This is a genomic window from Marinomonas colpomeniae (assembly GCF_014803385.1).
Classification (GTDB): domain Bacteria; phylum Pseudomonadota; class Gammaproteobacteria; order Pseudomonadales; family Marinomonadaceae; genus Marinomonas; species Marinomonas colpomeniae.
In genome coordinates this window covers 555,628-579,832 of the sequence record NZ_JACYFC010000003.1, presented here as the reverse complement: position 1 = coordinate 579,832, position 24,205 = coordinate 555,628, and the positions used below count along the sequence as shown (strand labels likewise).

The window sequence follows — 24,205 nt, the reverse complement described above, 5'->3', positions numbered from 1 at the left end:
CCATATCTAGGTGCCTGACCTTTTAAAATTTAAAACTGCAAAAAACCAATAAGAGTCCTGTATGACCACTATTTACCACAACCCCCGCTGCTCAAAGTCCCGTGAAACACTTAAGCTTTTAGAAGAGAATAATATTCACGCAAATATTAGATTATACCTAGAAGACACACCAAGCAAAGACGAGCTACTCACCTTACTGGATCAACTTAAGCTAACACCAATCGAGCTAATGCGAACAAAAGAAACACTTTATAAAGAACTAAAATTAAACAAAGAATCAAATGATGAAGAGCGATTACAAGCAATGCTCGATCACCCTAAATTAATAGAACGCCCTATTGTCATATACAATAACAAAGCGAAAATTGGACGTCCGCCAGAAAGCGTTTTGGAATTATTCAAATGAATGAGGCACCTTATGTACTCGTCTTATTTTACAGTCGCCATGGTTCCATTTCAGAAATGGCAAAACATATAGCCAGAGGCGTAAATAAAATCACCGGTTTTGAAGCAAAAATACGACAAGTACCTGACGTGTCAGCTACAACAATAGAAACAACACCAGCATTACCTGATGAAGGAGCACCTTACTGTACTCTTGACGAACTGGCTAATTGCTCAGGCCTAGCCATTGGCTCGCCATCCTACTTTGGCAGTATGGCCGCACCACTCAAGCACTTTATAGACCAAACAACGACACTTTGGTTAACAGGACAATTGATAGACAAACCAGCATGTGGCTTTACCAGCGCAAGCACAATGCACGGCGGACAAGAACAGTGTCTTCACAGCATGATGACGCCACTTATTCATCACGGTATGATCTGGGCTGGCCTTCCGTATAGAAATAAAGAATTAATTAATACAACAACAGGCGGCACACCTTATGGCGCAAGTCATTTAGCCAGTAGTACAAGTGAAAATATATTAAGTGAAGATGAGAAAGCATTGTGTGAAGCTCAAGGCAAACGCATAGCAGAAATTTCTAAAAAACTTCAAACGTAGCCCATTATAAATATCAAAATTAGTTAATATCTCTCAAAAAAACGCATCACAATCATGATGCGTTTACTTTTTAAGTCATTTTATTTAAACCATTTAAAAAATACTAATGCCTTGGCAGTGTTATATTTTCAAACAAGGTTTCAACATCCTGCCTATTCCCAGCATCCATTGCAGCCATGACAACATCTTTCGTAAGATGAGGTGCAAAAGATTCAATGAATTTATACATGTAGCCACGAATAAACGTATTGTTGCGAATACCAATTTTCGTACAACTGTCCGCAAACAAATGGGATGCATCCAAAGCTACCAAATCCGAGTCTTGAGTTTCGTCGTATGCCATAGAAGCAACAATACCGACACCCAAACCTAATCTCACATAGGTTTTGATGACATCTGAATCCGCTGCGGTGAAGACTACATTCGGATTAAGCTCCGCTTCTTGAAATGCTCTATCTAGTTCAGACCGCCCAGTAAAGCCAAATACATAGGTTACGATAGGATATTCTGCGAGCGCCTCAAGGGTTAGTTTTTCAACCGACGCTAATGGGTGACTCTTCGGCACAACAACCGATCGATTCCACGTATAACAAGGCAACATTACTAGGTTACCAAACTGCTCTAATGCTTCCGTCGCAATAGCAAAGTCAACCACTCCATCATTAGACATTTCTGCAATTTGCATTGGTGTCCCTTGATGCATATGCAAACCGACATCTGGGTAACCTTCAATAAATTGATTAATTACTTTGGGTAAAGCGTAACGCGCTTGTGTATGAGTGGTAGCAATATCAAGAGATCCTCTTCTTTCGTCGCTAAACTCTTTTGCTACACGTTTAATATTCTGTGTTTGGCTAAGAATCTCTCCTGCCAATGCGATGATTTTCTCACCTGCTGGTGTCACATGAGTTAAATGTTTTCCGCTTCGGGCGAAAACTTCCACACCGAGCTCATCTTCTAAAAGGCGAATCTGCTTACTCACGCCTGGCTGAGAGGTATATAGACTCTGAGCTGTCGCCGAAACATTTAGGTCATGGCGTGCCACTTCCCATATATACCTAAGCTGTTGTAACTTCATCATTTCCCTTATTCTAAAAAGAGTTAAAAACATAATAAAATATTACTTTATAGAATAGTAAAAAACATCTAGTGTTGCCAGCTTAAATAACTTCAATATGGTTTACGAATGGATTTTCTTTGGTACATTTTTGCAGGTGCAGGCGTTGGTTTAGCCGTAGGAGTCACTGGCGTAGGCGGCGGTTCGCTTATGACACCTCTGCTCTTGTTATTCGGATTTCCACCTCATATAGCGATAGGAACAGATTTGATGTATGCGGGTATAGCAAAAAGTACTGGCGTTGTGATGCATGCCAAGCGAGGCAACGTAAACTGGAAAATTGTGTTTTCGATGGCAGCAGGCAGCATACCAGCCTCTTTTATAACTGTGTGGGCCCTTTCTCGGTTTGAAAAACCAGACCACTATCAAGAGATACTAACAGGCACGTTAGGGCTAATGTTAGTCATCACTGCTTTTGTCATATTATTTAGAAAAAAATTAACGCAAACGTTAGATTTCAATATATCTCAAAAACAAAGCACAACCATCATTTTTTTCTGCGGTCTTATTTTAGGCTCTTTAGTCACTCTAACGTCTGTTGGTGCAGGTGCACTGGGCACAGCAATTATGATGATTATATTTCCTATTATGAGAGCAAAAAACATTGTTGGTACAGATTTAGCCCATGCTGTACCACTAACACTCGTTGCAGGGGTTGGGCACTTATTTTTAGGCAATGTTGATTACACCCTACTTGGAGGTTTATTAATCGGCTCTATTCCAACTATCTATATAGGAACAAGAATCGCCAGCCATGTTCCAAACAATATTCTACAGCCAGTTTTGGCAACAGCACTTCTATCTTTTGGCATAAAGTATCTTTTCTTTTAAAAAGCAAAAAAACTCCCTATTAGCGGTTCATTCAAGTCTAGAAACACGATACTGTTAACAACTACAAATAAAAAGCAACGAGCAGGAATCCCCGCAATGAGTAATAAGCGTCTCGAAGACCTAAATATTGCCTCTTTTACCCCTTTGGTAACACCGAGCCAATTAAAAGAAGAATTATCTGTCAGTGATAGTGTTAGCACCCATGTTGCTCAATCACGTGACATTATAAAGAACATTATGGACGGTAAAGACCATCGTCTAGCCATTGTTATTGGTCCATGCTCTATCCATGACACTGAGGCGGCATTAGATTATGCAAAACGCCTTAAAAAACTCGCTGCAGAATTAGACGATACTTTATATATCATTATGCGTGCTTATTTCGAAAAGCCTCGAACTACTGTTGGTTGGAAAGGTTTAATTAATGATCCAAACCTAGACGGTACATTCGATATCAATAAAGGCATCCGAATTGGACGTAAATTATTAATCGACTTAGCACAGTTAGGCTTACCTTTAGCAACTGAAGCTTTAGACCCTATTTCACCACAATATATTCAAGATTTAATAAGCTGGTCGGCTATTGGTGCTCGCACAACTGAATCACAAACACACCGTGAAATGGCATCAGGCCTGTCTGGCCCAGTTGGCTTTAAAAACGGTACTGACGGCTCAATGACGGTAGCAGTCAATGCAATGCAATCCGTTTCTCATCCACATTCTTTTCTTGGAATCAATGAGAGCGGGCAAGTAAGTATTGTTAATACAAAAGGTAATGAATACGGTCACCTAGTTCTTCGTGGCGGCGGCGGCAAGCCAAATTATGATGCAGCGCATGTAAAACTAAGTGAAGAAGCTCTTACCTTAGGTAAATTGAAACACAATATTATGGTTGATTGTTCGCACGAAAACTCTAACAAAAAGCCAGAAAACCAAGTGCTGGTTGCAAAAGATTCAACGCAGCAAATATTGGATGGTAATAACTCTATCATGGGCTTAATGATTGAAAGTAATATTGGCTTCGGCAATCAAAAAGTACCTGCAAGTTTAAGCGACCTAAAATACGGAATATCTATTACAGATGCTTGTATCGATTGGGAAATGACTGAAAAATCTTTAACGGATATGGCCAATACCTTACGCGACGTACTTCCAAAACGTTCGCGCACTTAAGACATTAAGTTAAACAATAAAAAAGGGGTTAATCATGCATATGATTAACCCCTTTTTTATTAAATTACAGACTACATGAAAGCGTTATCCGTCACAGTATGATCTGTTGAATCTTTTACCGCAGTAAGACCTGGTACTTTTTCCATTAAGGTTTTTTCAACCCCTTCTTTCAAAGTCAAATCAACAGCACTACAACCTTGGCAACCACCACCAAATTTCAATACGGCAACCTGACCATCAACCACCTCTAATAAACTAACCTCACCACCATGAGCTGCTAAGCCAGGGTTGATATCAGAATAAAGTACATAATTAATTTGATCTTCAATTGGGCTGTCTGCAGTGACTTTTGGCATTTTTGCATTAGGCGCTTTTATAGTAAGTTGTCCGCCCATTTTTTCTGTGGCGTAATCAACAAAGGCTTCATCCAAAAAATTCACAGACATCTTCTCAATAAATACCTTAAGTTTCGGTAAATTCAAGATTTCATCTGTTTCATTTATTTCGTCAGGACGACAATACGCAAGGCAAGTTTCTGCATAAGGCGTACCTGGCTGCTGAATAAAAATTCGCACAGCAATACCTTCAACGCCTTGCTTTTCAAGCAATGAAGATAGGTATTCTTGGGCACCGTCTGTAATTGTAATGTTCATAATAACCCTTCTAAATCTAGGTAACGATTAATGCCGACTATATTACCGTAGATATTCACCAATGCCAAAGACCAAGTAAAAAAGTAGGGTATTTTTCCTCTTTTTGATTTGCCATATTCTTTAACTATTCACTTTTAGCACTTCCACTCTATATTTGATAAACAACAACCTAAATAAGCCTTATTAGTAAAACCCCTAAAGATATAGATAAATATTCGTTTTTAGTATAAAGGATCTTTGCTAATATACAGTTAACTAAACTTATCAACGACGGTTCATATCTCTATGTATCAATACGACGCCATTGACCAACAGCTTGTTGAGGAGCGTGTCGCACAATATCGCGACCAAACACGCCGCTACTTAAACAAAGAACTAAGCGAAGAAGCGTTTCTACCTTTACGCCTTCAAAACGGCTTATATATTCAACGCCATGCGCCTATGCTGCGTGTTGCGATTCCATACGGAATGCTATCTAGCACACAATTACGCAAATTAGCCGATATTAGTTTACGTTATGACCGCTCTTATGGTCATTTCAGCACTCGTCAAAACTTACAATTAAACTGGCCTAAACTTGAAGACGTGCCAGATATTCTAGCCGAACTTGCCGAAGTGCAAATGCATGCGGTACAAACCAGTGGTAACTGCATTCGAAATACAACGACAGACCAATACGCAGGCGTGATTGCAGACGAAATTGTTGATCCTCGTCCATATTGTGAATTGATTCGTCAGTGGTCTACTTTCCACCCTGAATTCGCATTCTTGCCTCGCAAGTTCAAAATCGCTGTAAACGCAACAGAGTCTGCAGACCGTGCAGCAACGCAAGTCCATGATATTGGTCTTCACATTAAGAAAAATGATGCTGGCGAAATTGGCTTTAAAATTATTGTTGGTGGCGGCCTTGGTCGCACACCAATGGTTGGCGTAACGATTACTGAGTTTATGCCTCGTAAAGATTTGCTTACTTACTTAGATGCAATTCTTCGCGTTTACAATCAAAACGGTAATCGTCAAAACAAATACAAAGCGCGTATTAAAATTTTAGTTAAAGCGCTGGGTATTGAAGAATTCCGCAAGCGTGTAGAGGCTGAATGGGCCCACCTTAAAGGTAAAGAAAGCACAGTACCAATGAGCGAATTTGATCGCCTAAGTCGCTTCTTTTCTGAACCTGCATATGAAGCACTCACTAATCAACCACAGGAACTTATCAGTAAATTAGCTGATAGTGCTGGTTTTGCACGCTGGTATGAACGCAATACGTTTGACCATAAAAAGCCTGGTTACCGCATAGTTACCCTGACGCTAAAAAAACCAGGGCAAGCGCCTGGTGATGCAACTGCAGAGCAAATGTTTAAAGCTGCAGACCTTGCAGACAAGTTTGGCTTTGGTGAGTTACGTGTTAGTCACGAGCAAAACCTAGTATTAGCAGATGTTCGTCAGGATCAATTAACCGAGTTGTGGGAAGTCGCAAAAGAATTTGGTTTTGCCACTCCAACTCTTGGATTATTGACAGATATGATCTGTTGTCCAGGCGGTGATTTCTGCAACCTTGCTAACGCAAAATCTATTCCGATTGCAGATCAAATTCAAGACACATTTAATGATCTTGATTACCTTTACGATTTGGGCAATATAGATTTAAATATCTCAGGCTGTATGAATGCTTGCGGACATCACCATGTTGGTAATATTGGCATTTTAGGTGTTGATAAAAAAGGGGAAGAGTTTTATCAAATCTCTATTGGTGGCGCTTCAGGCCATGATGCGAGCATTGGTAAAATCCTTGGGCCTTCATTTGGCCAGGAAGAAGTCAGTGGCATCATTCAGAAACTGATGAATGTTTATGTCGAAAATCGTTCTGAAGAAGAACGCTTTATTGATACTTATCGCCGCGTTGGCATCACACCATTCAAAGAGGCCGCTTATGCCAAAGCTAATTAAGAACGGTGAAATCATCGATAACACCTATGTTTGGCTACAAGATGAAGAGCAAGAAATCACACCAAACAGCATAGTTCCAGCACAAAAATGGTTAGCTGAAAAAGACTCCATTGGAGATGTAGCGGGCATTTGGCTAGAAGCTGGTGATGGTGTTGAATGCCTTCAAGGCCTAGATCTAAGCGAATTAGATGTTATCGGCATCAACTTTCCTGCATTTGTTGATGGACGAGGCTTTAGTTATGCTCGCTTATTGAAAGAAAGATTGAACTATAAAGGTGAAATCAGAGCACTAGGGAACTTCATTCCAGATCAGTTAGGCTATTTACTACGTGTTGGGTTCAATAGTTTTCAATTCAATGATGAAGTGGATTTAGAAAAAGCGTTAGCATTACATCGCCCTCTATCAATAGCTTATCAAGGTGATGTTACCGACCCTAGACCTATCTTTTTACGTCGATAATCATAGCACTTACAAGAAAAATTAATAAAAGGCCATTTCGATGGCCTTTTTCTATTGCGTATTGTGCCCCTCATGATTATCGTACTGAATAGATAAAAAGTGATTGATTGCAAAAGGAAGTTATTAAGTGTCTAAAAAACGTATCATATGCCTAATTGTTGGCGCACTACTCTCTGCTACTGCATACTCTGAAACTGTGTATATTTCTGACATACAATTTGTCGCTATCCGCGAAGGATTAGACAACAGTACAAGAGCAGTAGAAAGAGGTTTAAAAAGCGGTACACCTCTAGACATTCTAGATCGTAATGATGGCTACACTAAAGTTCGAACCCCTAATGGTAACGAAGGCTGGGTGGCTGATTATTTTCTGAGTGAAGAAATAGTAACTAGAAGCCAAATGAGTACACTGCAAACACGACTTGATGAAACAGTTCAACGTCGAGTTGATGTTTCGAACGCACTTAAATCCAGTGAAGAAAAAATCGAAGAACTAAATAACAAAAACACTCTAATTCAAGAAGAAAATAGCGAATTAAAACGACAACTAGAAAGTATTTCTAAACTTTCGGAAAAAGCCAAAGCGATTGTTTCTCAAAACGAGAATGTAAGTTATCAAATTGCCAGTCTTAAACAGCAGGCTGAAATAGCAACATCTCAGGCTGAACATTTAAAGAGTTCCACCGAACAAAAATGGTTCATGATAGGAGCCATTACTCTTTTCTCAGGCCTCTTTTTAGGTGTGTTAATACCAGCATTACGCCGCAAGAAAAGTGGCACAGGTTCTTGGTCCTAATTAGCTGAGGAAATAACATGGAAGCATCGATAGTCCACTCCTTCTTTTTAATATTTGCAGGAGCGGCTGTCGTTGCGTCTATCGCTTTATACACAAAACAACCTATGATTATTGCCTACATTGCACTCGGTGTATTGTTTGGCCCCTCATCACTCTCTCTTATCGATGAACCTAAGCTCATGGATGAAATGAGTCATATAGGCATCATTTTCCTGCTTTTTCTGCTTGGTTTAGATATGCAGCCAAGTCATCTTATCAATATGCTTAAAAAAGCCTCATGGATAGCACTATTAAGTTCTGCCATATTTGCACTCGTTGGATATGTCGTTGCCATACTCTGCAATTACAGCACTACAGAAAGCCTGATCATTGGCATAGCGATGATGTTTTCAAGCACAATCGTTTGCATAAAGCTCCTACCGACGACCGCACTACATCACAAACACACTGGCGAACTCGTAGTTGGGTTATTACTTCTGCAAGATATGATTGCTATCGCGGTATTACTCGTTTTGTACAGCTTTTCAAGTAATGACGACAACAGCGCTATGCAATACATTAAACCTTTGATTAGCTTACCTCTGCTGATTGCCGGTGCATTTTTATTCGTTAAATATATCCTATTAAAACTCATCGCTAAGTTTGATCGCTTTCATGAATATATTTTCTTAGTCTCTATTGGTTGGTGTCTGTCTATGGCAGTACTTGCAGAAGCGGCTGGATTGTCTGCAGAAATGGGGGCATTTGTCGCTGGAGTGGCTCTCGCAACCAGTCCAATTTCACAGTACATAGCTACACACCTAAAACCGTTACGTGATTTTTTCTTAATCTTATTTTTCTTCACTATAGGCGCTAGCTTTGATCTTAGCTTACTAGGCTTGGTCATCGTACCAGCCTTAATCTTGGCAATCAGCACTATGCTGATCAAACCTGTTGTTTTCCGTTTTTTATTAAAAAGCATTAAAGAGGACTCAAGCACTTCTTGGGAGGTTGGCTTTCGCTTAGGTCAGGTTAGTGAATTTTCATTACTCATTGCATATTTAGCTGCGAATATTGGACTGATTGGTGAAGAAGCATCCCATGTAATACAGGCAACAGCGATTTTGAGCTTCGCTTTATCTACCTATATTGTTATTTTGAACTTTCCGACGCCTATCGCCATATCAGATAAATTACGTAGAGACTAAGAGCTTTAAAGACCTTTTTCACCATGATTAAAGAGGTTTCGGGCTATTTATAAAATGCTTTTGATTCCCCTCTTCCTTTAGTTATATAAAATATAATAGAATAGCGCCAAATACTTGACTACGAGTGTAAGAAGTCTTGTATACTAACGCGCAAATTTCGTCCTCACTATTTAGAGTAATGTAATGGCTGACTTATCAAAATACAGAAACATAGGTATTTTTGCTCACGTTGACGCGGGTAAAACTACTACTACAGAACGTATTCTTAAACTTACCGGTATGATCCACAAAATCGGTGAAGTACATGAGGGTGAATCTACTACTGACTTCATGGAACAAGAAGCTGAGCGTGGTATAACCATCCAGTCTGCGGCTGTAACATGTTTTTGGAAAGACTACCGCTTTAACGTTATCGACACACCTGGGCACGTTGACTTCACAGTAGAAGTATATCGTTCCCTTAAAGTTCTTGACGGTGGTATCGGTGTATTCTGTGGTTCTGGTGGTGTTGAACCACAATCAGAAACTAACTGGCGCTATGCAAATGACTCTGGTGTATCCCGTATCATTTTCGTTAACAAACTAGACCGTCTAGGTGCTAGCTTCTATCGTGTTACTAAACAAGTAGAAGACGTTCTTGGTGCTACTCCTCTTATCATGGTACTACCAATCGGTACTGAAGATGAGTTCGTTGGTGTTGTTGACCTTCTTAGCCGTAAAGCTTATGTATGGGATGATACCGGCCAGCCAGAAAATTACAGTATTGAAGACGTTCCTGCTGACATGGTAGAAACTGTTGAAGAATACCGTGAGAAGTTAATCGAAACAGCTGTTGAACAAGACGACGAAGTTATGATGGCTTACATGGATGGCGAAGAGCCAGCTATGGAAGACCTAAAACGTTGTATCCGCAACGGTACTCGTGATCTTGCATTCTTTCCAACATACTGTGGTTCTGCCTTTAAAAACAAAGGTATGCAACTTCTTCTTGATGCAGTTATTGACTACCTACCAAGCCCAACAGATGTTATTCCACAAGATCTTACGGACGAAGAAGGTAATCCAAACGGCGAAAAAGCGATTGTTGATGCAAGTGCACCATTCAAAGCACTTGCGTTCAAAATCATGGATGACCGTTTCGGTGCTCTAACATTCGTACGTGTTTACTCTGGTACGTTAAACAAAGGCGATACGATTCTAAACAGCTTCACAGGCAAAACAGAACGTGTTGGCCGTATGGTTGAAATGCAAGCAGACGATCGTAAAGAAATCAGTTCAGCACAAGCTGGTGATATCATGGCAATCGTAGGCATGAAAAATGTACAAACAGGTCATACTCTATGTGATCCTAAGCACCCTTGTACACTTGAAGCAATGGTTTTCCCTGAGCCAGTAATCTCTATCTCTGTAACGCCAAAAGATAAAGGCGGTAACGAGAAAATGGGTATTGCGATCGGTAAAATGGTTGCAGAAGATCCAACATTCCGTGTTGAAACTGACATCGATTCAGGTGAAACAATTCTTCGCGGTATGGGTGAGCTTCACCTAGACATCAAAGTAGATATCTTGAAGCGTACATACGGCGTAGACCTTATTGTTGGTCAGCCACAGGTTGCTTACCGTGAGACAATCACGAAAGAAATCGAAGATACTTACACGCACAAGAAACAATCTGGTGGTTCTGGTCAATTCGGTAAGATCGATTATCGCATTAAACCAGGTGAGCCAGGTTCTGGTTTCGTATTCTCTTCTTCAGTAGTGGGTGGTAATGTACCAAAAGAGTTCTTCCCTGCTGTAGAGAAAGGCTTTAAGTCTATGATGAACGAAGGTGTTCTAGCTGGCTTCCCAGTACTAGACGTTGAAGTTCAGTTGTTCGACGGTGGTTTCCACGCGGTTGACTCCTCTGCTATTGCCTTCGAAATCGCTGCAAAAGGCGCTTTCCGTCAGTCAATTCCAAAAGCTGGTGCTCAGTTGATCGAACCTATCATGAATGTTGATGTGTTCACTCCTGATGATCACGTTGGTGATGTTATCGGTGACCTTAACCGTCGTCGCGGTATGATCAAAGACCAAGAGAAAGGTGTAACTGGCGTTCGTATTAAAGCTGACGTACCTCTTTCTGAAATGTTTGGTTACATCAGCTCACTACGTACTATGACATCTGGTCGTGGTCAGTTCTCTATGGAGTTCTCTCACTACCTACCATGTCCTTCTAACGTAGCTGAAACAGTTATTGCAGCTGTGAAAGAGAAGAAAGAACAAGAAAAGAAAGATAAATAATTAGATCTTACTTTTTGTTTAAAAAAACCCGATGCATGTAAATGCATCGGGTTTTTTATTGGCTTTTAAAAATACGATAGAAAAACAGTCCAAAAAGATAAAAAAGGACGCTTAAAGCGTCCTTCTTATTACATTTACCACTAATGAAGCAATCATTAAAATGGCGCTGGGTATTCTCTAAAGACAGACATAACATCCGTCAAAACAGTATCCGACAAAGCAAGATCGAAAGCACTCATGTCTTCTTTAAGCTGATCTAACGAGGTTGCACCAATAATCGTCGACGTAACACCATCTACTTGATCACACCAAGCAAGGGCCAACTGAGCGGGTGTTAAACCATGTTTCTCAGCCACTTCAACATATCCTTTCACAGCAAGCTCTACTGACGGTGTATCTCGAAAAAGCCCGTTTCTCTGGGCAAAGTTCCAACGACTTCCTTCAGCTCGTGCACCACCCAAATACTTACCAGTTAACGCGCCCGTTGCTAACGGAGACCAAGGCAAGTAAGCAATGTCTTCATGTACACAGTTTTCAATCAAATACGGCCAATCTTTTGCGTGCAACAGACTAAACTCATTTTGAATAGAAGCAACTCTTGGTAAATCGTATTTATCACTAAGGCGAACATACTCATTAATTCCCCAAGTTGTGTCATCTGACAAACCGAAATGACGAATTTTTCCAGCTTTTATGCAGACATCAATACCTTGAAGAATATCCAGCATTTGAGCAGAATGTGCGTTTCTATCAACATCGCTAAAAGAGATATGACCAGGAAAGTGTTTGGCGAAATGTGGAGAGGTACGATTTGGCCAATGCAGCTGATATAAATCGATGTAATCAGTTTGAAGTCGTTTTAACGAAGCATCAACAGCTTCCACAACAGACTTCCCAGTAATAGGACCACCACCACGAATATAAGATAATCCTGGACCCGCAATTTTGGTTGCTAATATAAACTCTTCTCTACGTGAAGGGTTACGTCCTAACCAATCACCAATAATAGATTCTGTTTTGCCGTAAGATTCGGCTGTAGGCGGGACAGAATACATTTCAGCTGTGTCGATAAAATTCACACCATTTGCTAACGCGTATTCTAGCTGGACATCGGCGTCAGCTTGAGTATTTTGAGTTCCCCATGTCATTGTACCTAAGCACACACGAGAGACATTCAAACCCGTTCGACCGAGTGGAACATATTTCATCATTCTTATCCTTTACAGTTTGTCAGCGCAATATACGCCGCCACAAAATTTACCAAAGGATAAATGTAATAAAATTTGCTCCATCAAGCCAGTTTTATCAATGAAAACAATGAGGAGAAAACTACTTCACCTCTAATAAAGCTTCGTATCGTTGATCTGTTAATGTTTTTAAGAAAGCAACAATCGCATCTACTCGTTGATCAGGTAACGCAGGCCCTATTTCCAAATTTTCAAAATCGATGTTCTCAGCGACTTCTGGCTCAGCCCAAGGCTTGCCTGTTTCAGGATTAATCGTACGACTAGGGTTATTGTATTTATCATAAAATAATACAGCTGTACGTAAGTCTTGGAAAACACCATTGTGCATATAAGGCCCAGTAACTGCGACATTACGTAGCGAAGGCACTTTAAATTTACCAGCCTGCAAAGAATCAGTTATGTCTGGGTTATCTAATAACCCTTTATCAACAACACCACCGTTATGAGTCACTAATGCAGGGTTGGCTGGTACACCAATATTGCGATACTCATAATTAGTAAAGGTTTCTTGTTCATAAAAAGGTGACGCATTTAACTGGTGACAAGCGTTACAGTTAGTAAATTGCTGAGAGAAAAATAATGTTTTACCTAATTCTTCTTCCTGTGTAAATTTATCTTCGCCTCTCAATACACGATCGTATTTAGAGTCAAAAGGCATAAACAAAGCAGTTTTTTCAAAAGTGGCAATGGCATCAGCAATAGCCACATACCCTTTCTCTGAATCCTCTAAAATTCCTTCACCATATAAGCTGTTAAATAACGATTCATACCGTTCATTTTCTTTTACTCTTAATACAACAGATGCGCCATCTGCAATCGCCATTTCAACAGGGTTCAAAAAAGGCCCCTGCGCTTGCTCAACTAAACCAGATGATCGACCATCCAAGAATTGGCCTCCGCGATATTGGCCATTTTCCATACGGTGGAATGGTGGTGAAAATGCAGCATAACCAGCCGTTGGAGTATTACGTCCGCCGACAGAATGTCCATCACTACCTAAAGAAACAGCACCAGAAAGCACATCATTACGCTTATCAACAAAGCCATTTGCTATGTCATGACACGTAGCACAAGACTGATTACGTTCCTTCGATAAATTCGTATCAAAGAACAGTTGAGAACCCAATAAGGCCTTAGGATCTGTTAGTGCAATAGGAAGCTCAGAAGACGGTTTTACTTTGGCTTTAATAACATTAGATTGATCGGCAGTTTGTGTAGACTCTCCACAAGCTGAAATTAACAAAGACACAGCAATAACGCCAAAGGAAACACGGAACATTTAAGATTACTCTAACAGTCAAAATAAGTGTAAGGATCATACACTTCTCAATAATTCGAGTAAAACAATGATAATCACTTGCACTTCTTTTTCATAAAAAAAGCACTAAACAAGATCTATATCAGATACCTTGTTTAGTGCTTTAGTTTTAACGTCTACAAAACAGTAAATTCACTTAAGAATTTTAGTTCTGCTCTGGTAAAGTCACATTCAACTCTAATACAGAACAGTCATCTGTATTATCAAGTTGTATTTGCACATCTTCATTGCCAATCTGCACATACTTACGGATCACCGCAATAATTTCTTGCTGCATTTGAGGTAAGTAATCAGGCTGCTGCCTTTTTGTACGCTCATGAGCAACGATAATTTGTAAGCGATCCTTCGCAACAGAAGCAGAACTTGGCGTATTTTTACTTTTAAAGTAATCGAAAATCCCCACTCTAACCTCCTAATAAACGTTTTATGAAGCTTTTCTTTTGAACCTCTAAAAAGCGCAGAGGCCGTTCTTCACCCATCAAACGATCAACAGCGTCGATGTAGGCTTGGCCTGCTTCTGATTCAACATCTAATATAACTGGTGCGCCTTGGTTCGATGCCTTAAGAACCGCTTCAGATTCAGGAATAACACCGATTAGAGGAATCGCAAGAATATCTTCTACATCAGAAACACTTAGCATTTCACCGAGTGCAACACGTTCAGGATGGTAACGCGTCAAAAGAAGATATTCTTCAATTGGCTCTCTTCCATCTTCTGCTCGCTTAGATTTACTCTGCAAAATGCCCAAAATACGATCGGAATCACGAACAGAAGAGACTTCAGGATTCGTTACAACGATTGCCGCATCAGCAAAGTACAATGCCATTTGCGCACCTCTCTCGATACCAGCAGGGGAATCACAAATGATGTAGTCAAATTCCTTTGCGAGGTCTTCTAAGACTTCCTGAACACCTTCAGTCGTTAAAGCGTCTTTATCACGAGTTTGTGAGGCCGGTAGAATAAACAAACCTGGTGTACGTTTATCTTTAATCAATGCTTGAGACAGAGTTGCCTCTTTATTGATTACATTTACGAAGTCATAAACCACACGACGTTCGCAGCCCATAATCAAATCTAGATTACGTAAGCCGACATCGAAATCGATAATAACGGTTTTATGTCCTTTTAATGCAATACCAGTCCCAATGGCAGCACTGGATGTTGTCTTACCAACACCGCCCTTGCCTGAGGTGACTACTATAATTTTTGCCAATGCTCTATCCCCCGATAACCTCTTACTGAGTTTATCTTTCTATATAATAAAATGAATAATAAAATGAATAATAAAATTTAAAGCGGTACGATTTCTAAACTATCGTCAACTAATAACACTTGTGCGCTTTCTTTCCAAACAATATCTTGCAACGTATCACTCAGCATAAAATTACCAGCAATAGAAACTAATTCAGCCTCCATGCTTTTACAAAAAATTCGAGCCTCTACATCACCTTTAACACCCGCTAATGCTCGGCCTCTTAACGCACCATAAACATGTATATTACCATCAGCCAGCACTTCAGCTCCGGCACTTACCTGCGTCAATACGATTAGATCACCTTCTGAATACACTTGTTGTCCAGAACGAATTGGTTTGGTAATCACTTTTGTTGTCTGTGGAACTAAACGTTCTTCAATAACCGTTTTAACCACAACGTCAGGACACTCCTCTTTTTTGATCACAGGTGATGTATCAATTGACCTCGCCTTACTGGCAGGTAAAAGAGGAATAGTTACTGACGACTTCCATGCAGGCAGATTTTCTGGGTCACAACGCCAACCAATAACACCAAGGCCAAGCGAGCTTACAGACTGAATCAAGGTTTCAAACTCTTCAATCCTAATGCCTCGTTTCATTTTTGAAATATCAATAATGATAGGAGCCTGATTAAAGAAGTGTGGTACTTGATCAATCTTTTCTTTTAGATGAAAAACAATATCATCCAAAGAGAAGGTTTGAATTTCCAGTAAAACCGTCGTAACAACGCTTCCTTTAAGTCGGAAGCCTGAGTCTGTCATGCAAATTGTCCTTTTTTAAATATTGTAAATGTCTATAAATGGGACACACCCGCCGCAATATTCTTGCTACAGACTAATAACTCTATTCTAACAAGTTGAATGATTAAAGAAAGTCACCCAAACAATGAGTTTACACATCAAATATAGATATATTGCGCTCTTATAGTGCTAAGAATAACGTAAAATGTTCAATAATGATCGAAAGATTAACCATTTGATTTAGCTAATATTTTACAACTTACTTACAGACTTGTTCCCATTTATCTGGGGAAAACTTTTGCACCATAAGAACACATTAAAAAATCATGATTCAGTTGAGTGAACTGCGAATTCTGGTGACAATCGACTCACGCCCAAACCACTTTGCTTTGTTAATTTAATCTGTACCGGAATACGCTCTTTCAATGCACTAATATGACTGATAATTCCGATGGTTTTACCAGAAGAATGCAAATTATCTAATGCATCTAGTGCGGATTCTAATGTTTCGCTGTCCAAAGTACCAAACCCCTCATCCAAGAACAAAGAATCAATACTGGTTTTATGTGACACTAAATCAGATAAAGCCAACGCCAGAGCCAAGCTCACTAGAAAGGATTCACCGCCAGACAGCGTTTTCGTATCTCGTGATGCATTCGCCTGCCAAGTATCAACAACCGCTAATGACAAAGCGTCTTCGTGGCGCATCAACTGATAGCGACGATGTAACACATTCAAATGCTGATTAGCCAAATATACTAAATGATCTAGTGTCAGACTTTGGGCGAAACGTCGAAATTTAGCACCATCTGCTGAACCAATTAAGTGATTCAACCGATCCAAATGAATCAAACTGTCACGCAATTGCTCTAATTCTTTTACCGAAGATGCCGCTTGTTCTCGACGTAATTGCTCTTCTTTGATCTTCTGAGCCACCTCGCCTCGGCTTCGGTTCAATATAGATCGCTGACTTTCAAGTTGTTCAACTTGCGCCAGCAAAACATCAATAGAAACGTTCTCGTTTTCTTGATCCATTGTGTCATCAGTGATTTTTTTCTTAGCATGCTCATCACACGCCGCTTTTGCTTGCTTCAGCAAAGCTTCTTGGCGTGTCATTACATCTTTTAGTTCAGCGAAGTTTTTTTGTAACTGAGCAATATTGTCCGTTGATAAACAAGCCTTTCTCCACGTTTCTTCTATTTGAGAACCTTCACCTTCAAAGCCTTTCTCTTTTAAGGTGTTTAACCAAGTAGAATTCGTCTTATCCCATTCTACTTTTAATCCATTGACCGTTTTCTCTAAACTTTTTTGAGAGGTCGTAATCGCCGTTAATTCTGTCTGAGCAGCTTCTCTCGATTTAGATAATTCATCAAATTGAACCTGTGCTGATTCCAGCAGTTGATGCACTTGCGCTTTAACTTCGGCTAAGGTTTTGTCGCCGAGTATGTCACGTAAGCTTTCTTCAATCTGATGTGATGCCACTTGCCATTCTTTTGCCTGGCTTCGCTCAATTTCTACTTCAACCAAACTGTCTTTTAATTGTTTATCTAACGATGTAATCTCAAAGCGTAACTGCTCAATTTGTTGATGTTGTACGTCATAGTTTTTCTTGGCATCACGCCAAGTCGTTAACGACACTTGTAACGCCAACAAGGATTCATTCAAAGGTTCAAGCAAATACGCTTGTGGTACACCAGAAGATGCCATCGAAGCCATTAAAGACTCATGCATAGCTCGTGTTTCAGTCGTCAAACTTTGTTGCTCTGCCACTTTTGTATCAAAACGCTCGCGTAACAAATGCCCTTGCGACTCTTTCTCTTGTGACTGTAACGTCATGGCTTGCCACTGTGTCGTTACATTATTTACGTTGGCCTCTAAGGCAAGACGTTGCTTATGTTTTTCCACTAACTGACTGTTTAACTCACTGACCTTATGCCATTCCTGTTGAACAAGATTCACCGAGTCTGACATTTGAACAGGATCAAAGGTGTCTAATGGGTTGTTATGAACAAGGTTGAATAGAGACAAAAGCTGCGACTCAGATTCTGCTATTTCTTGCACCAAAGACTCGCGTTGCCCTTGGCGATTTTTTAATTCATTTTCAGTAATTCCAAGTTCTGCGCCTAATGCTTGACCAGATTTTTTTAGTGTTTCTAATTCCAATTCCAACTGATTCAAACGAGCTTGGTTTTCAACATTTATACCTTGATGTAAAGCACTTTGAAGTTCATGTTGATTCGAACCACACAAAGGACAATGATCACCTTCGCTTAGTGCATCTCGCATTTCATTCAAAGCAAGAATATGTCGCTCCGCTTCAACAAGCTTTGCCAAATCTTTGTAATGCGCATTTTTCTCAGGGTAAGCTTGACGAGCTAAAGCAATCTCATTGCTCTTGACCTCAAAGCTCTCTTTCAATTTTACAATCGAGGTATCAAGTGGCGCTAACTGAGCCAATTTATTACGATGAACCTCATATCGAGCAACGAGTTCCGTTGCTTTTTGCTGCTTATTTTCAAGACCTCTTACATAGTTTTGCCAATCATCCCATTCTCGACCAGACGACAACTCCAAACAGTCCGACACAATATTTTTTGCCTGATCAGTTAATTGATCAAGCAGAATCCTTTGCTCCTCAACCTGTTTTTTATGGGCCTTAAATTCGCTTAATGCTGCTTCCAACTGAGTTTGTGCACTGGTGATTTCAGGTGTTATAGCCACCAGCCTTTGGTTTTGACTTTGAAACGAATGATGCTGGTGTAACCAGTTCGATACTTGCGACTCTATGGATTCAGGATTTTGCCATTCCGCTAAACTTTGTTTGCTCGCTTCATATACGGCTTGATGACGCCCCAAGGTTGCTAATTGAGATTCTCGCTCTTGAACTATTGAGTCATGTCTTTGTTCTACTTTTGCCAATCGCTCTTTTGTCGCGCCTAGCTGTTCATTCACATTGCTTTGTCGAGAAATTAACGGCTGAATTCGAACAGTAATATCTTCATCAAGCTTTTTCCACGAGAGCGTCTGTGCATCAACGACTTGCTTGGCCTCATCAACCTTCGTTTCCAACACTTTACATTGTGCGTTTTGACCTTTTTGTCTAGCTGTTACTTCAAGTAACTCAGCGTTGGCATTCACCTTACGACTTTCTATGTCTTTTAAGGTGTGAAACTGAGGTTGTAAGCGATTCGCTTCTTCGGCTTTTTCTAAAAGACTTTGCTGAGGTTTAAACGCTTCTAACGCCAATAGCGCCTCTGTATTTTTCTGTTCGTTGATCTGTAATTGTGTCGTAAAAATCGCTTCAGTTTGTCGCCAATCTAAAATGTTTTTCAGCTGTTTCAAAGTTTGGATTAATTGAATCTCTTGATAATCAAAGTCTTTTTCTTGCTCAATAAAAATGTGAAGTTCGTCATCAGATAAAAGCTGACGTTGCTCATTAGCCGCTTCTAATAGCTTAATTTTCTGACGTTTTGCTTTGTGCTTTTCAAATACCCACTTCGAAACTTGACTGTATATTTCTGTGCCCGTCAGTTCTTCTAATAAAGAAGCTCGTTCGTCAGTCTTCGCATTCAAGAAAGCTGAAAAACCACCTTGAGCAAGCAACATAGACTTGGTAAAGCGAGAAAAATCTAATCCCGTAATCTCAGCGACCTTGTCGATCTTCTCATTTATTTTGCTGGTAATAATCGTGCCGTCTATTTCACACAACTCACAAGTCATTGGCTGTAAATTACCATCACTTTGACTTCGTGCACGGCGCTGTCCCCAAAAAGCACGATAGCCTTTGCCTTTTATCTCGAATTCCACTTCTGCCAAACATTCTGACGTATGACGAGTCATCAATTCATTTTGACTAGGAGAGACTTTTAAGCGTGGAGTTTCATGGTACAAAGCCAAACAAATCGCATCGAGTAACGTCGACTTACCCGCACCTGTAGGACCGACAATGGCAAACACACCCGCGTCATCAAATGGCTCTTTGGTGAAATCAATTTCCCATTCACCCTTAAGTGAATTCAAATTCTTCAGTCGGAGTTTACAAATTTTCATGCTTGCTCTCCTTCACCATTTTTTTGATATTCTTCCATATCCGTTAAACAGGTATTAAACAATTCCGTTAAGGTTTTAGCTTCACTTTCATCTATATCTAGGTTGGTTTGTAAACTCTTTTCGAATACATCGTTCACGGTTAATTCAGTCAAGGTTTTACGAGATTCAAACACATCATTCTTTTTATCAAGCGCGCTTTTTCTCATGACACGAAGCAATTCAATTGGTTTATTTTCGATTACTTCCATGATCCGCTTATGCACATCACTTAAATAATCATCAGCAATGACAGTCACTTCCAACCAAAGCGTTTTTTTATCAGCTGAACCTTCCGTCAAACCGTCAACCAAATCCAGCTCACCTATTTGCTTGATGACCTCTTTCAAGCTGCCTTTTAAGCTGGCCATAGGCTGGAATATTGGAATCGTCACAAGATGAACAGGCTCAACTTTCTCTTCAAACAAATCGTCTGCAAAAAGATCATCCGCCAAAACGGTTACTTCAAGTAACTCAGAATCGACAATAACAAGCGTTTTTTCTCGACCCAATTCATCAAAGCTCAAAGGAATAGGCGACCCGCTGTAACGAAAACGACCATCTTTAGTGATTGGCTGCGCACGATGTATGTGCCCAAGCGCCAAATAATCAAACTTAGGAAACACAGATGTCGGTAAGGCTTCCAAAGTACCCACATACAAATCACGAACAGACTCACTTACTTGTCCGCCCATCGCCGTAAGGTGACCCGTTCCAATAATAGGAACAGGCGTTTCAAGTGTTTTGTTTTTATCGCAAGCAAGCTGATAAACCTGCTGATAAAAATCGCTAATATGTTGTAGTAAGCCTATTTTTTTATCTTGTTCGGATTGTCCAGACGCACTCTTCATCACATCTTTCGGACGCAAATACGGCACAGCACAAACCCAAGCAGAAATATGTTTGGCTTTGTTATAAAGAGGAATAACGTGCGATTCGATATTGTCTAGGTTCGCCTGAGTAGACACCTGAGTATCCAAGTAAGAAAGCAGGCTTTTGGATTCATTCAACATACTCACAGAATCATGATTACCAGCGACAATTACTAGCTGACATTCACGCGCCTTCATATCTAACACGAGTTGATGATACATCTCACGGGCATAACTTGGTGGCGATCCAGTATCGAATACGTCACCCGCAATAATCACAGCGTCGATAGATTCACTATCCACCAGCGCAAGTAACCAATCAATAAAAGCCTTATGTTCATCACGACGGGATTTGCCCATAAAATGTTGACCGAGATGCCAATCAGACGTGTGTAGGATTTTCATATAAAACCTTTTCAATTAAATCGATAAAGCCAGATATAAGTTAACGAACAAAATGCAATTGGTTTGTTCGTAGTCTCAAAGGGCGAAGCGCTTGCTCCCAATCCTTTTCAGGCAGGTTTTGACCGTGATAAATAATATGTAATGCAGAGCCACTAGACTCAACAACGGCGTTATTAAGAAAAGAGATGAATAACTCGTCTTGTAGTAAATTATTCATACTCTCAGGGGAAGACTTCCTATAGGAAGAAAGCATAAAGCATTTAACTCTATGGTTAGAAAATTCTTGTAACACATCACGCCAATAAGATTCAAATACCGCATTTTCAAAAGAAGAAACCAACAAAACGGCACTGTCGCTCAAACCCATTTCATAAAGTAAGCGCCCTTTTCTCACACCAGACTGAACTTGAACACGCAAGAAATCGTTAACAGAAAGCTCTGTTATTCTTTGCCACTCCGTCTTGGAGAACGCACCCTGTTGTAAAATGATTTTAAGCGGTGCACCTGCTTGGTTTAATGCCATGCACTCTACAAAGTGGTCACCTTTTTCTAATAGACCGCCTAGTAATACAGCCACAAAAACACGATCCCCAAAAGAATCATCACTTGGCCCTAACAAGGTAACTTCGACATTAGATTCATCAAGTGGATTCAAGGCTAAAATAGAAAACTCAACAGACGTCGCAGGCGTTTGTGTACTCAACGCCAGACTAGAGGAAATCGTCGTTTGGCAGGATAAAATAGATTCACAGTTACTTAAGTCATAAAGACGACAAGCACCACAGGCACCAGCACGACAACCGTAGCGAACATCGGCGCCTTTAGATAATAAAGACGACAGTAAGTTATCTCCGCCATCAACATCGAAGACATTATCATCCAATTTTACGGTCAATCCTTGAGAACTCATTGTCCCAGCCTAATCAAACTATAATAAGGCTATTATGCCACACTCTATTCGTCTCACCCTCCCTAAAACGAAAAAGGCAACATAGCTAACAAATGATGTTAGTTATGTTGCCTTGGAGACACTGAAAAAGTTAACTTTGAAAAAATCTTTTAAATAATCCAACTATCAGTCAATAACAAATCACTCTAAATATATTAAGCGCTTTGTACCCGTGAAATTTGATTTTCAACATCTGTTAAATGACCTGTTTTGAGCCATACTTTTGCCCCTTCTTTACCCGCTTTCAGTTCAATAGCGCTACCAACAGGAATACGTAACCAACTGTGCTTAATGAGTGTGTCAGCCTGTTCGTCTAATGAACCTTCCAACACAAGAAGCTCTGCACCACCTTTTGTATCAAATGATACTTCTGCATCTGGTTCAAGGTGCAATAAACTTACCTCTTCAAACTCATCTTTGTATAAAGGCGTAATTTTTAAACCATTAAAATCACTGTGTGGAACACTGCCCATAAAATGTGTTTGAAGGCGTACATGTGTTCTATCACTAGGTTGAAATTGCCATAACTTTACCAACATGACACACCCAGTGAGTGAACTTGGTTGATGCTGTGATTGTGGCGGGTTTCTTATATACGAACCAACAGGAAAACTACCGTGTTCATCTTGAAAGGTTCCTTCAATAACAACAAATTCTTCGCCTCCGGTATGCACGTGAGGTGAAAACTTACTGCCCGGAGCATAACGTACAATAGTCGTCGCACGTGCAACCTCAGCTCCGACTCTATCAAGCGCTCTTCTGTGTACGCCTTTCATAGGTGATTCAACCCACTCGAGTGAGTCACTGTGTACAACAACACGCTGGCTAAAGTCTGCAGCAATTTTCATTTTTGACTCCTCGATCTATTGCAATAATATAATTCGTAACAGCATAGATAAAATCAGAAAGGCCAATACACTATCAGCCTTCTTGACATATTACGTTGACAATTACGTCATGTGGAAAAAGCAAAGTTTGTTACCATCTAGGTCATATACATATGAACCGTAAAAGAAATCAAAACGCTGTCCTGGCTCACCTGCATCAGTAGCACCCAATTCAATTGCTTTATTATAAAGCGCTTGAGCACCTTCAATTGAACCACCAGGGATAGCAACTTGCTGCCCATTACCACAACTTTGATCATTGTTATCATGAGGAGTACAAACCGCTAACATTGCACCACCGGCGTCTGTTCCGTAGAACTTAATTCGATCCATTTCCATTAATCTTTTACCGCCTACCAATTCAAGCAGTGCATCATAAAAAGAAACGGCTTTGTCTAGATTTTTTGAACCAATAGTTGTGTATCCAATCATTGTTAATACCTTCGTGTAATAAGTTAAATTTTTAAATGTATTTTTAAGCTCAGCATTCAATTACGTTGCAAACACATTTTGGCGTGAACGATTGAATTATTAACTACCTACCAGAAGGTAGTCAATAATTATTTCACTCTTTTTCAACTTAGGTTCTGTAAAGCAAAAAAATAATAAACATAAACAACTGATTTATATGTATTTTTCATTCTAAAAAAATCCGCGTTGAATTTCTTAGTGATTTTAGATCAAAAGTATTGAGCCCATAAATCGGAGATAGAGTCATAAAAGTGAGGATTGATCGCTAATTCAGTACCTGTATATGATGAAAGTATTCTTTCAAAACATATTCAACATTTGAGTAACCAATTGCGATTCTAGAAACAGCCATGATGATTTTTCAAATAGAAATGACGTTTCTCGAACCTAAGTGCAAAAAACATGAAAGATAATAAAAACCTCATTTAATGATCTTCCAAAATTGACATTCTCTTAAACAACAAACTAATATATCTACCATCAGGTAGGTAGTTTAATTGTTTTTACTTATGTCCAATCAAACCA

General features: G+C 39.9%; 21 protein-coding genes. 9 read left to right on the top strand and 12 right to left on the bottom strand.

From position 1 onward, the window contains the following. Nucleotides 1-61: 61 nt before the first annotated feature. Entirely contained in the window at nucleotides 62-406 is a 345-nt protein-coding gene (arsC, locus tag IF202_RS12050) for an arsenate reductase (glutaredoxin) (protein WP_191595139.1), read from the top strand. Then, the gene (gene wrbA / locus IF202_RS12045; RefSeq protein ID WP_191595138.1) at nucleotides 403-1,005 is read left to right on the top strand and encodes an NAD(P)H:quinone oxidoreductase; all 603 of its coding nucleotides are present in this window, start codon (nucleotides 403-405) and stop codon (nucleotides 1,003-1,005) included. The genes arsC and wrbA overlap by 4 nt, the downstream gene beginning before the upstream one ends. A gap of 103 nt (nucleotides 1,006-1,108) precedes the next feature. On the opposite strand, the gene cysB is transcribed toward wrbA, so the two are convergent. After that, a complete protein-coding gene (gene cysB, locus IF202_RS12040) occupies nucleotides 1,109-2,083 on the bottom strand; it encodes an HTH-type transcriptional regulator CysB (RefSeq protein WP_191595181.1) in 975 nt (324 codons plus the stop codon). 108 nt (nucleotides 2,084-2,191) lie between these two features. On the opposite strand from cysB, the gene IF202_RS12035 reads away from it, so the two are divergent. Together IF202_RS12035 and IF202_RS12030 are read left to right on the top strand one after the other, a co-directional pair. Beyond that, entirely contained in the window at nucleotides 2,192-2,953 is a 762-nt protein-coding gene (locus tag IF202_RS12035; protein WP_191595137.1) for a sulfite exporter TauE/SafE family protein, read from the top strand. Between the two features lie 96 nt (nucleotides 2,954-3,049). Further along, nucleotides 3,050-4,126 (top strand): 3-deoxy-7-phosphoheptulonate synthase, encoded by a 1,077-nt coding sequence (locus tag IF202_RS12030; protein ID WP_191595136.1) that lies wholly within the window; start codon nucleotides 3,050-3,052, stop codon nucleotides 4,124-4,126. 71 nt (nucleotides 4,127-4,197) lie between these two features. On the opposite strand, the gene nfuA is transcribed toward IF202_RS12030, so the two are convergent. Beyond that, nucleotides 4,198-4,779, bottom strand: a complete 582-nt coding sequence (nfuA, locus tag IF202_RS12025) for a Fe-S biogenesis protein NfuA (protein ID WP_191595135.1) — start codon at nucleotides 4,777-4,779, stop codon at nucleotides 4,198-4,200. A gap of 285 nt (nucleotides 4,780-5,064) precedes the next feature. Between nfuA and IF202_RS12020 the strand changes: the two genes are divergently transcribed. From IF202_RS12020 to fusA, 5 genes are all read left to right on the top strand, one after another. Next, the gene (locus IF202_RS12020; protein ID WP_191595134.1) at nucleotides 5,065-6,726 is read left to right on the top strand and encodes a nitrite/sulfite reductase; all 1,662 of its coding nucleotides are present in this window, start codon (nucleotides 5,065-5,067) and stop codon (nucleotides 6,724-6,726) included. Then, a complete protein-coding gene (locus IF202_RS12015) occupies nucleotides 6,710-7,186 on the top strand; it encodes a DUF934 domain-containing protein (protein ID WP_191595133.1) in 477 nt (158 codons plus the stop codon). Before IF202_RS12020 ends, IF202_RS12015 begins: the two co-directional genes overlap by 17 nt. A gap of 127 nt (nucleotides 7,187-7,313) precedes the next feature. Further along, nucleotides 7,314-7,982 (top strand): TIGR04211 family SH3 domain-containing protein, encoded by a 669-nt coding sequence (locus tag IF202_RS12010; RefSeq protein ID WP_191595132.1) that lies wholly within the window; start codon nucleotides 7,314-7,316, stop codon nucleotides 7,980-7,982. Nucleotides 7,983-7,999: 17 nt separating this feature from the next. Continuing rightward, nucleotides 8,000-9,169 carry a cation:proton antiporter domain-containing protein gene (locus tag IF202_RS12005; protein WP_191595131.1) on the top strand — a complete coding sequence of 390 codons (1,170 nt, stop codon included), beginning with the start codon at nucleotides 8,000-8,002 and terminating at the stop codon, nucleotides 9,167-9,169. Nucleotides 9,170-9,352: 183 nt separating this feature from the next. Further along, the gene (fusA, locus tag IF202_RS12000) at nucleotides 9,353-11,449 is read left to right on the top strand and encodes an elongation factor G (protein ID WP_191595130.1); all 2,097 of its coding nucleotides are present in this window, start codon (nucleotides 9,353-9,355) and stop codon (nucleotides 11,447-11,449) included. Nucleotides 11,450-11,604: 155 nt separating this feature from the next. On the opposite strand, the gene IF202_RS11995 is transcribed toward fusA, so the two are convergent. The 10 genes from IF202_RS11995 to IF202_RS11950 all read right to left on the bottom strand — a co-directional run bounded on the left by IF202_RS11995 (nucleotide 11,605) and on the right by IF202_RS11950 (nucleotide 23,641). Next, on the bottom strand, nucleotides 11,605-12,660 hold the full coding sequence (locus IF202_RS11995; RefSeq protein WP_235963475.1) for an aldo/keto reductase: 1,056 nt from the start codon (nucleotides 12,658-12,660) through the stop codon (nucleotides 11,605-11,607). A 118-nt stretch (nucleotides 12,661-12,778) separates the two neighbouring features. Then, entirely contained in the window at nucleotides 12,779-13,975 is a 1,197-nt protein-coding gene (locus tag IF202_RS11990) for a cytochrome-c peroxidase (protein WP_191595128.1), read from the bottom strand. Between the two features lie 184 nt (nucleotides 13,976-14,159). After that, nucleotides 14,160-14,417 carry a cell division topological specificity factor MinE gene (minE, locus tag IF202_RS11985; RefSeq protein ID WP_191595127.1) on the bottom strand — a complete coding sequence of 86 codons (258 nt, stop codon included), beginning with the start codon at nucleotides 14,415-14,417 and terminating at the stop codon, nucleotides 14,160-14,162. A 1-nt stretch (nucleotide 14,418) separates the two neighbouring features. After that, nucleotides 14,419-15,228 (bottom strand): septum site-determining protein MinD, encoded by an 810-nt coding sequence (gene minD, locus IF202_RS11980; RefSeq protein WP_191595126.1) that lies wholly within the window; start codon nucleotides 15,226-15,228, stop codon nucleotides 14,419-14,421. Between the two features lie 77 nt (nucleotides 15,229-15,305). Then, a complete protein-coding gene (minC, locus tag IF202_RS11975; protein WP_191595125.1) occupies nucleotides 15,306-16,031 on the bottom strand; it encodes a septum site-determining protein MinC in 726 nt (241 codons plus the stop codon). A 303-nt stretch (nucleotides 16,032-16,334) separates the two neighbouring features. Continuing rightward, on the bottom strand, nucleotides 16,335-20,060 hold the full coding sequence (locus IF202_RS11970) for an AAA family ATPase (protein ID WP_191595124.1): 3,726 nt from the start codon (nucleotides 20,058-20,060) through the stop codon (nucleotides 16,335-16,337). Beyond that, nucleotides 20,057-21,373, bottom strand: a complete 1,317-nt coding sequence (gene sbcD / locus IF202_RS11965) for an exonuclease subunit SbcD (protein WP_191595123.1) — start codon at nucleotides 21,371-21,373, stop codon at nucleotides 20,057-20,059. Before sbcD ends, IF202_RS11970 begins: the two co-directional genes overlap by 4 nt. A gap of 40 nt (nucleotides 21,374-21,413) precedes the next feature. Further along, nucleotides 21,414-22,283 (bottom strand): 2Fe-2S iron-sulfur cluster-binding protein, encoded by an 870-nt coding sequence (locus IF202_RS11960; RefSeq protein ID WP_191595122.1) that lies wholly within the window; start codon nucleotides 22,281-22,283, stop codon nucleotides 21,414-21,416. 194 nt (nucleotides 22,284-22,477) lie between these two features. After that, the gene (locus IF202_RS11955) at nucleotides 22,478-23,170 is read right to left on the bottom strand and encodes a cupin domain-containing protein (protein ID WP_191595121.1); all 693 of its coding nucleotides are present in this window, start codon (nucleotides 23,168-23,170) and stop codon (nucleotides 22,478-22,480) included. A 102-nt stretch (nucleotides 23,171-23,272) separates the two neighbouring features. Next, the gene (locus tag IF202_RS11950) at nucleotides 23,273-23,641 is read right to left on the bottom strand and encodes a VOC family protein (RefSeq protein WP_191595120.1); all 369 of its coding nucleotides are present in this window, start codon (nucleotides 23,639-23,641) and stop codon (nucleotides 23,273-23,275) included. Nucleotides 23,642-24,205: the final 564 nt, after the last annotated feature.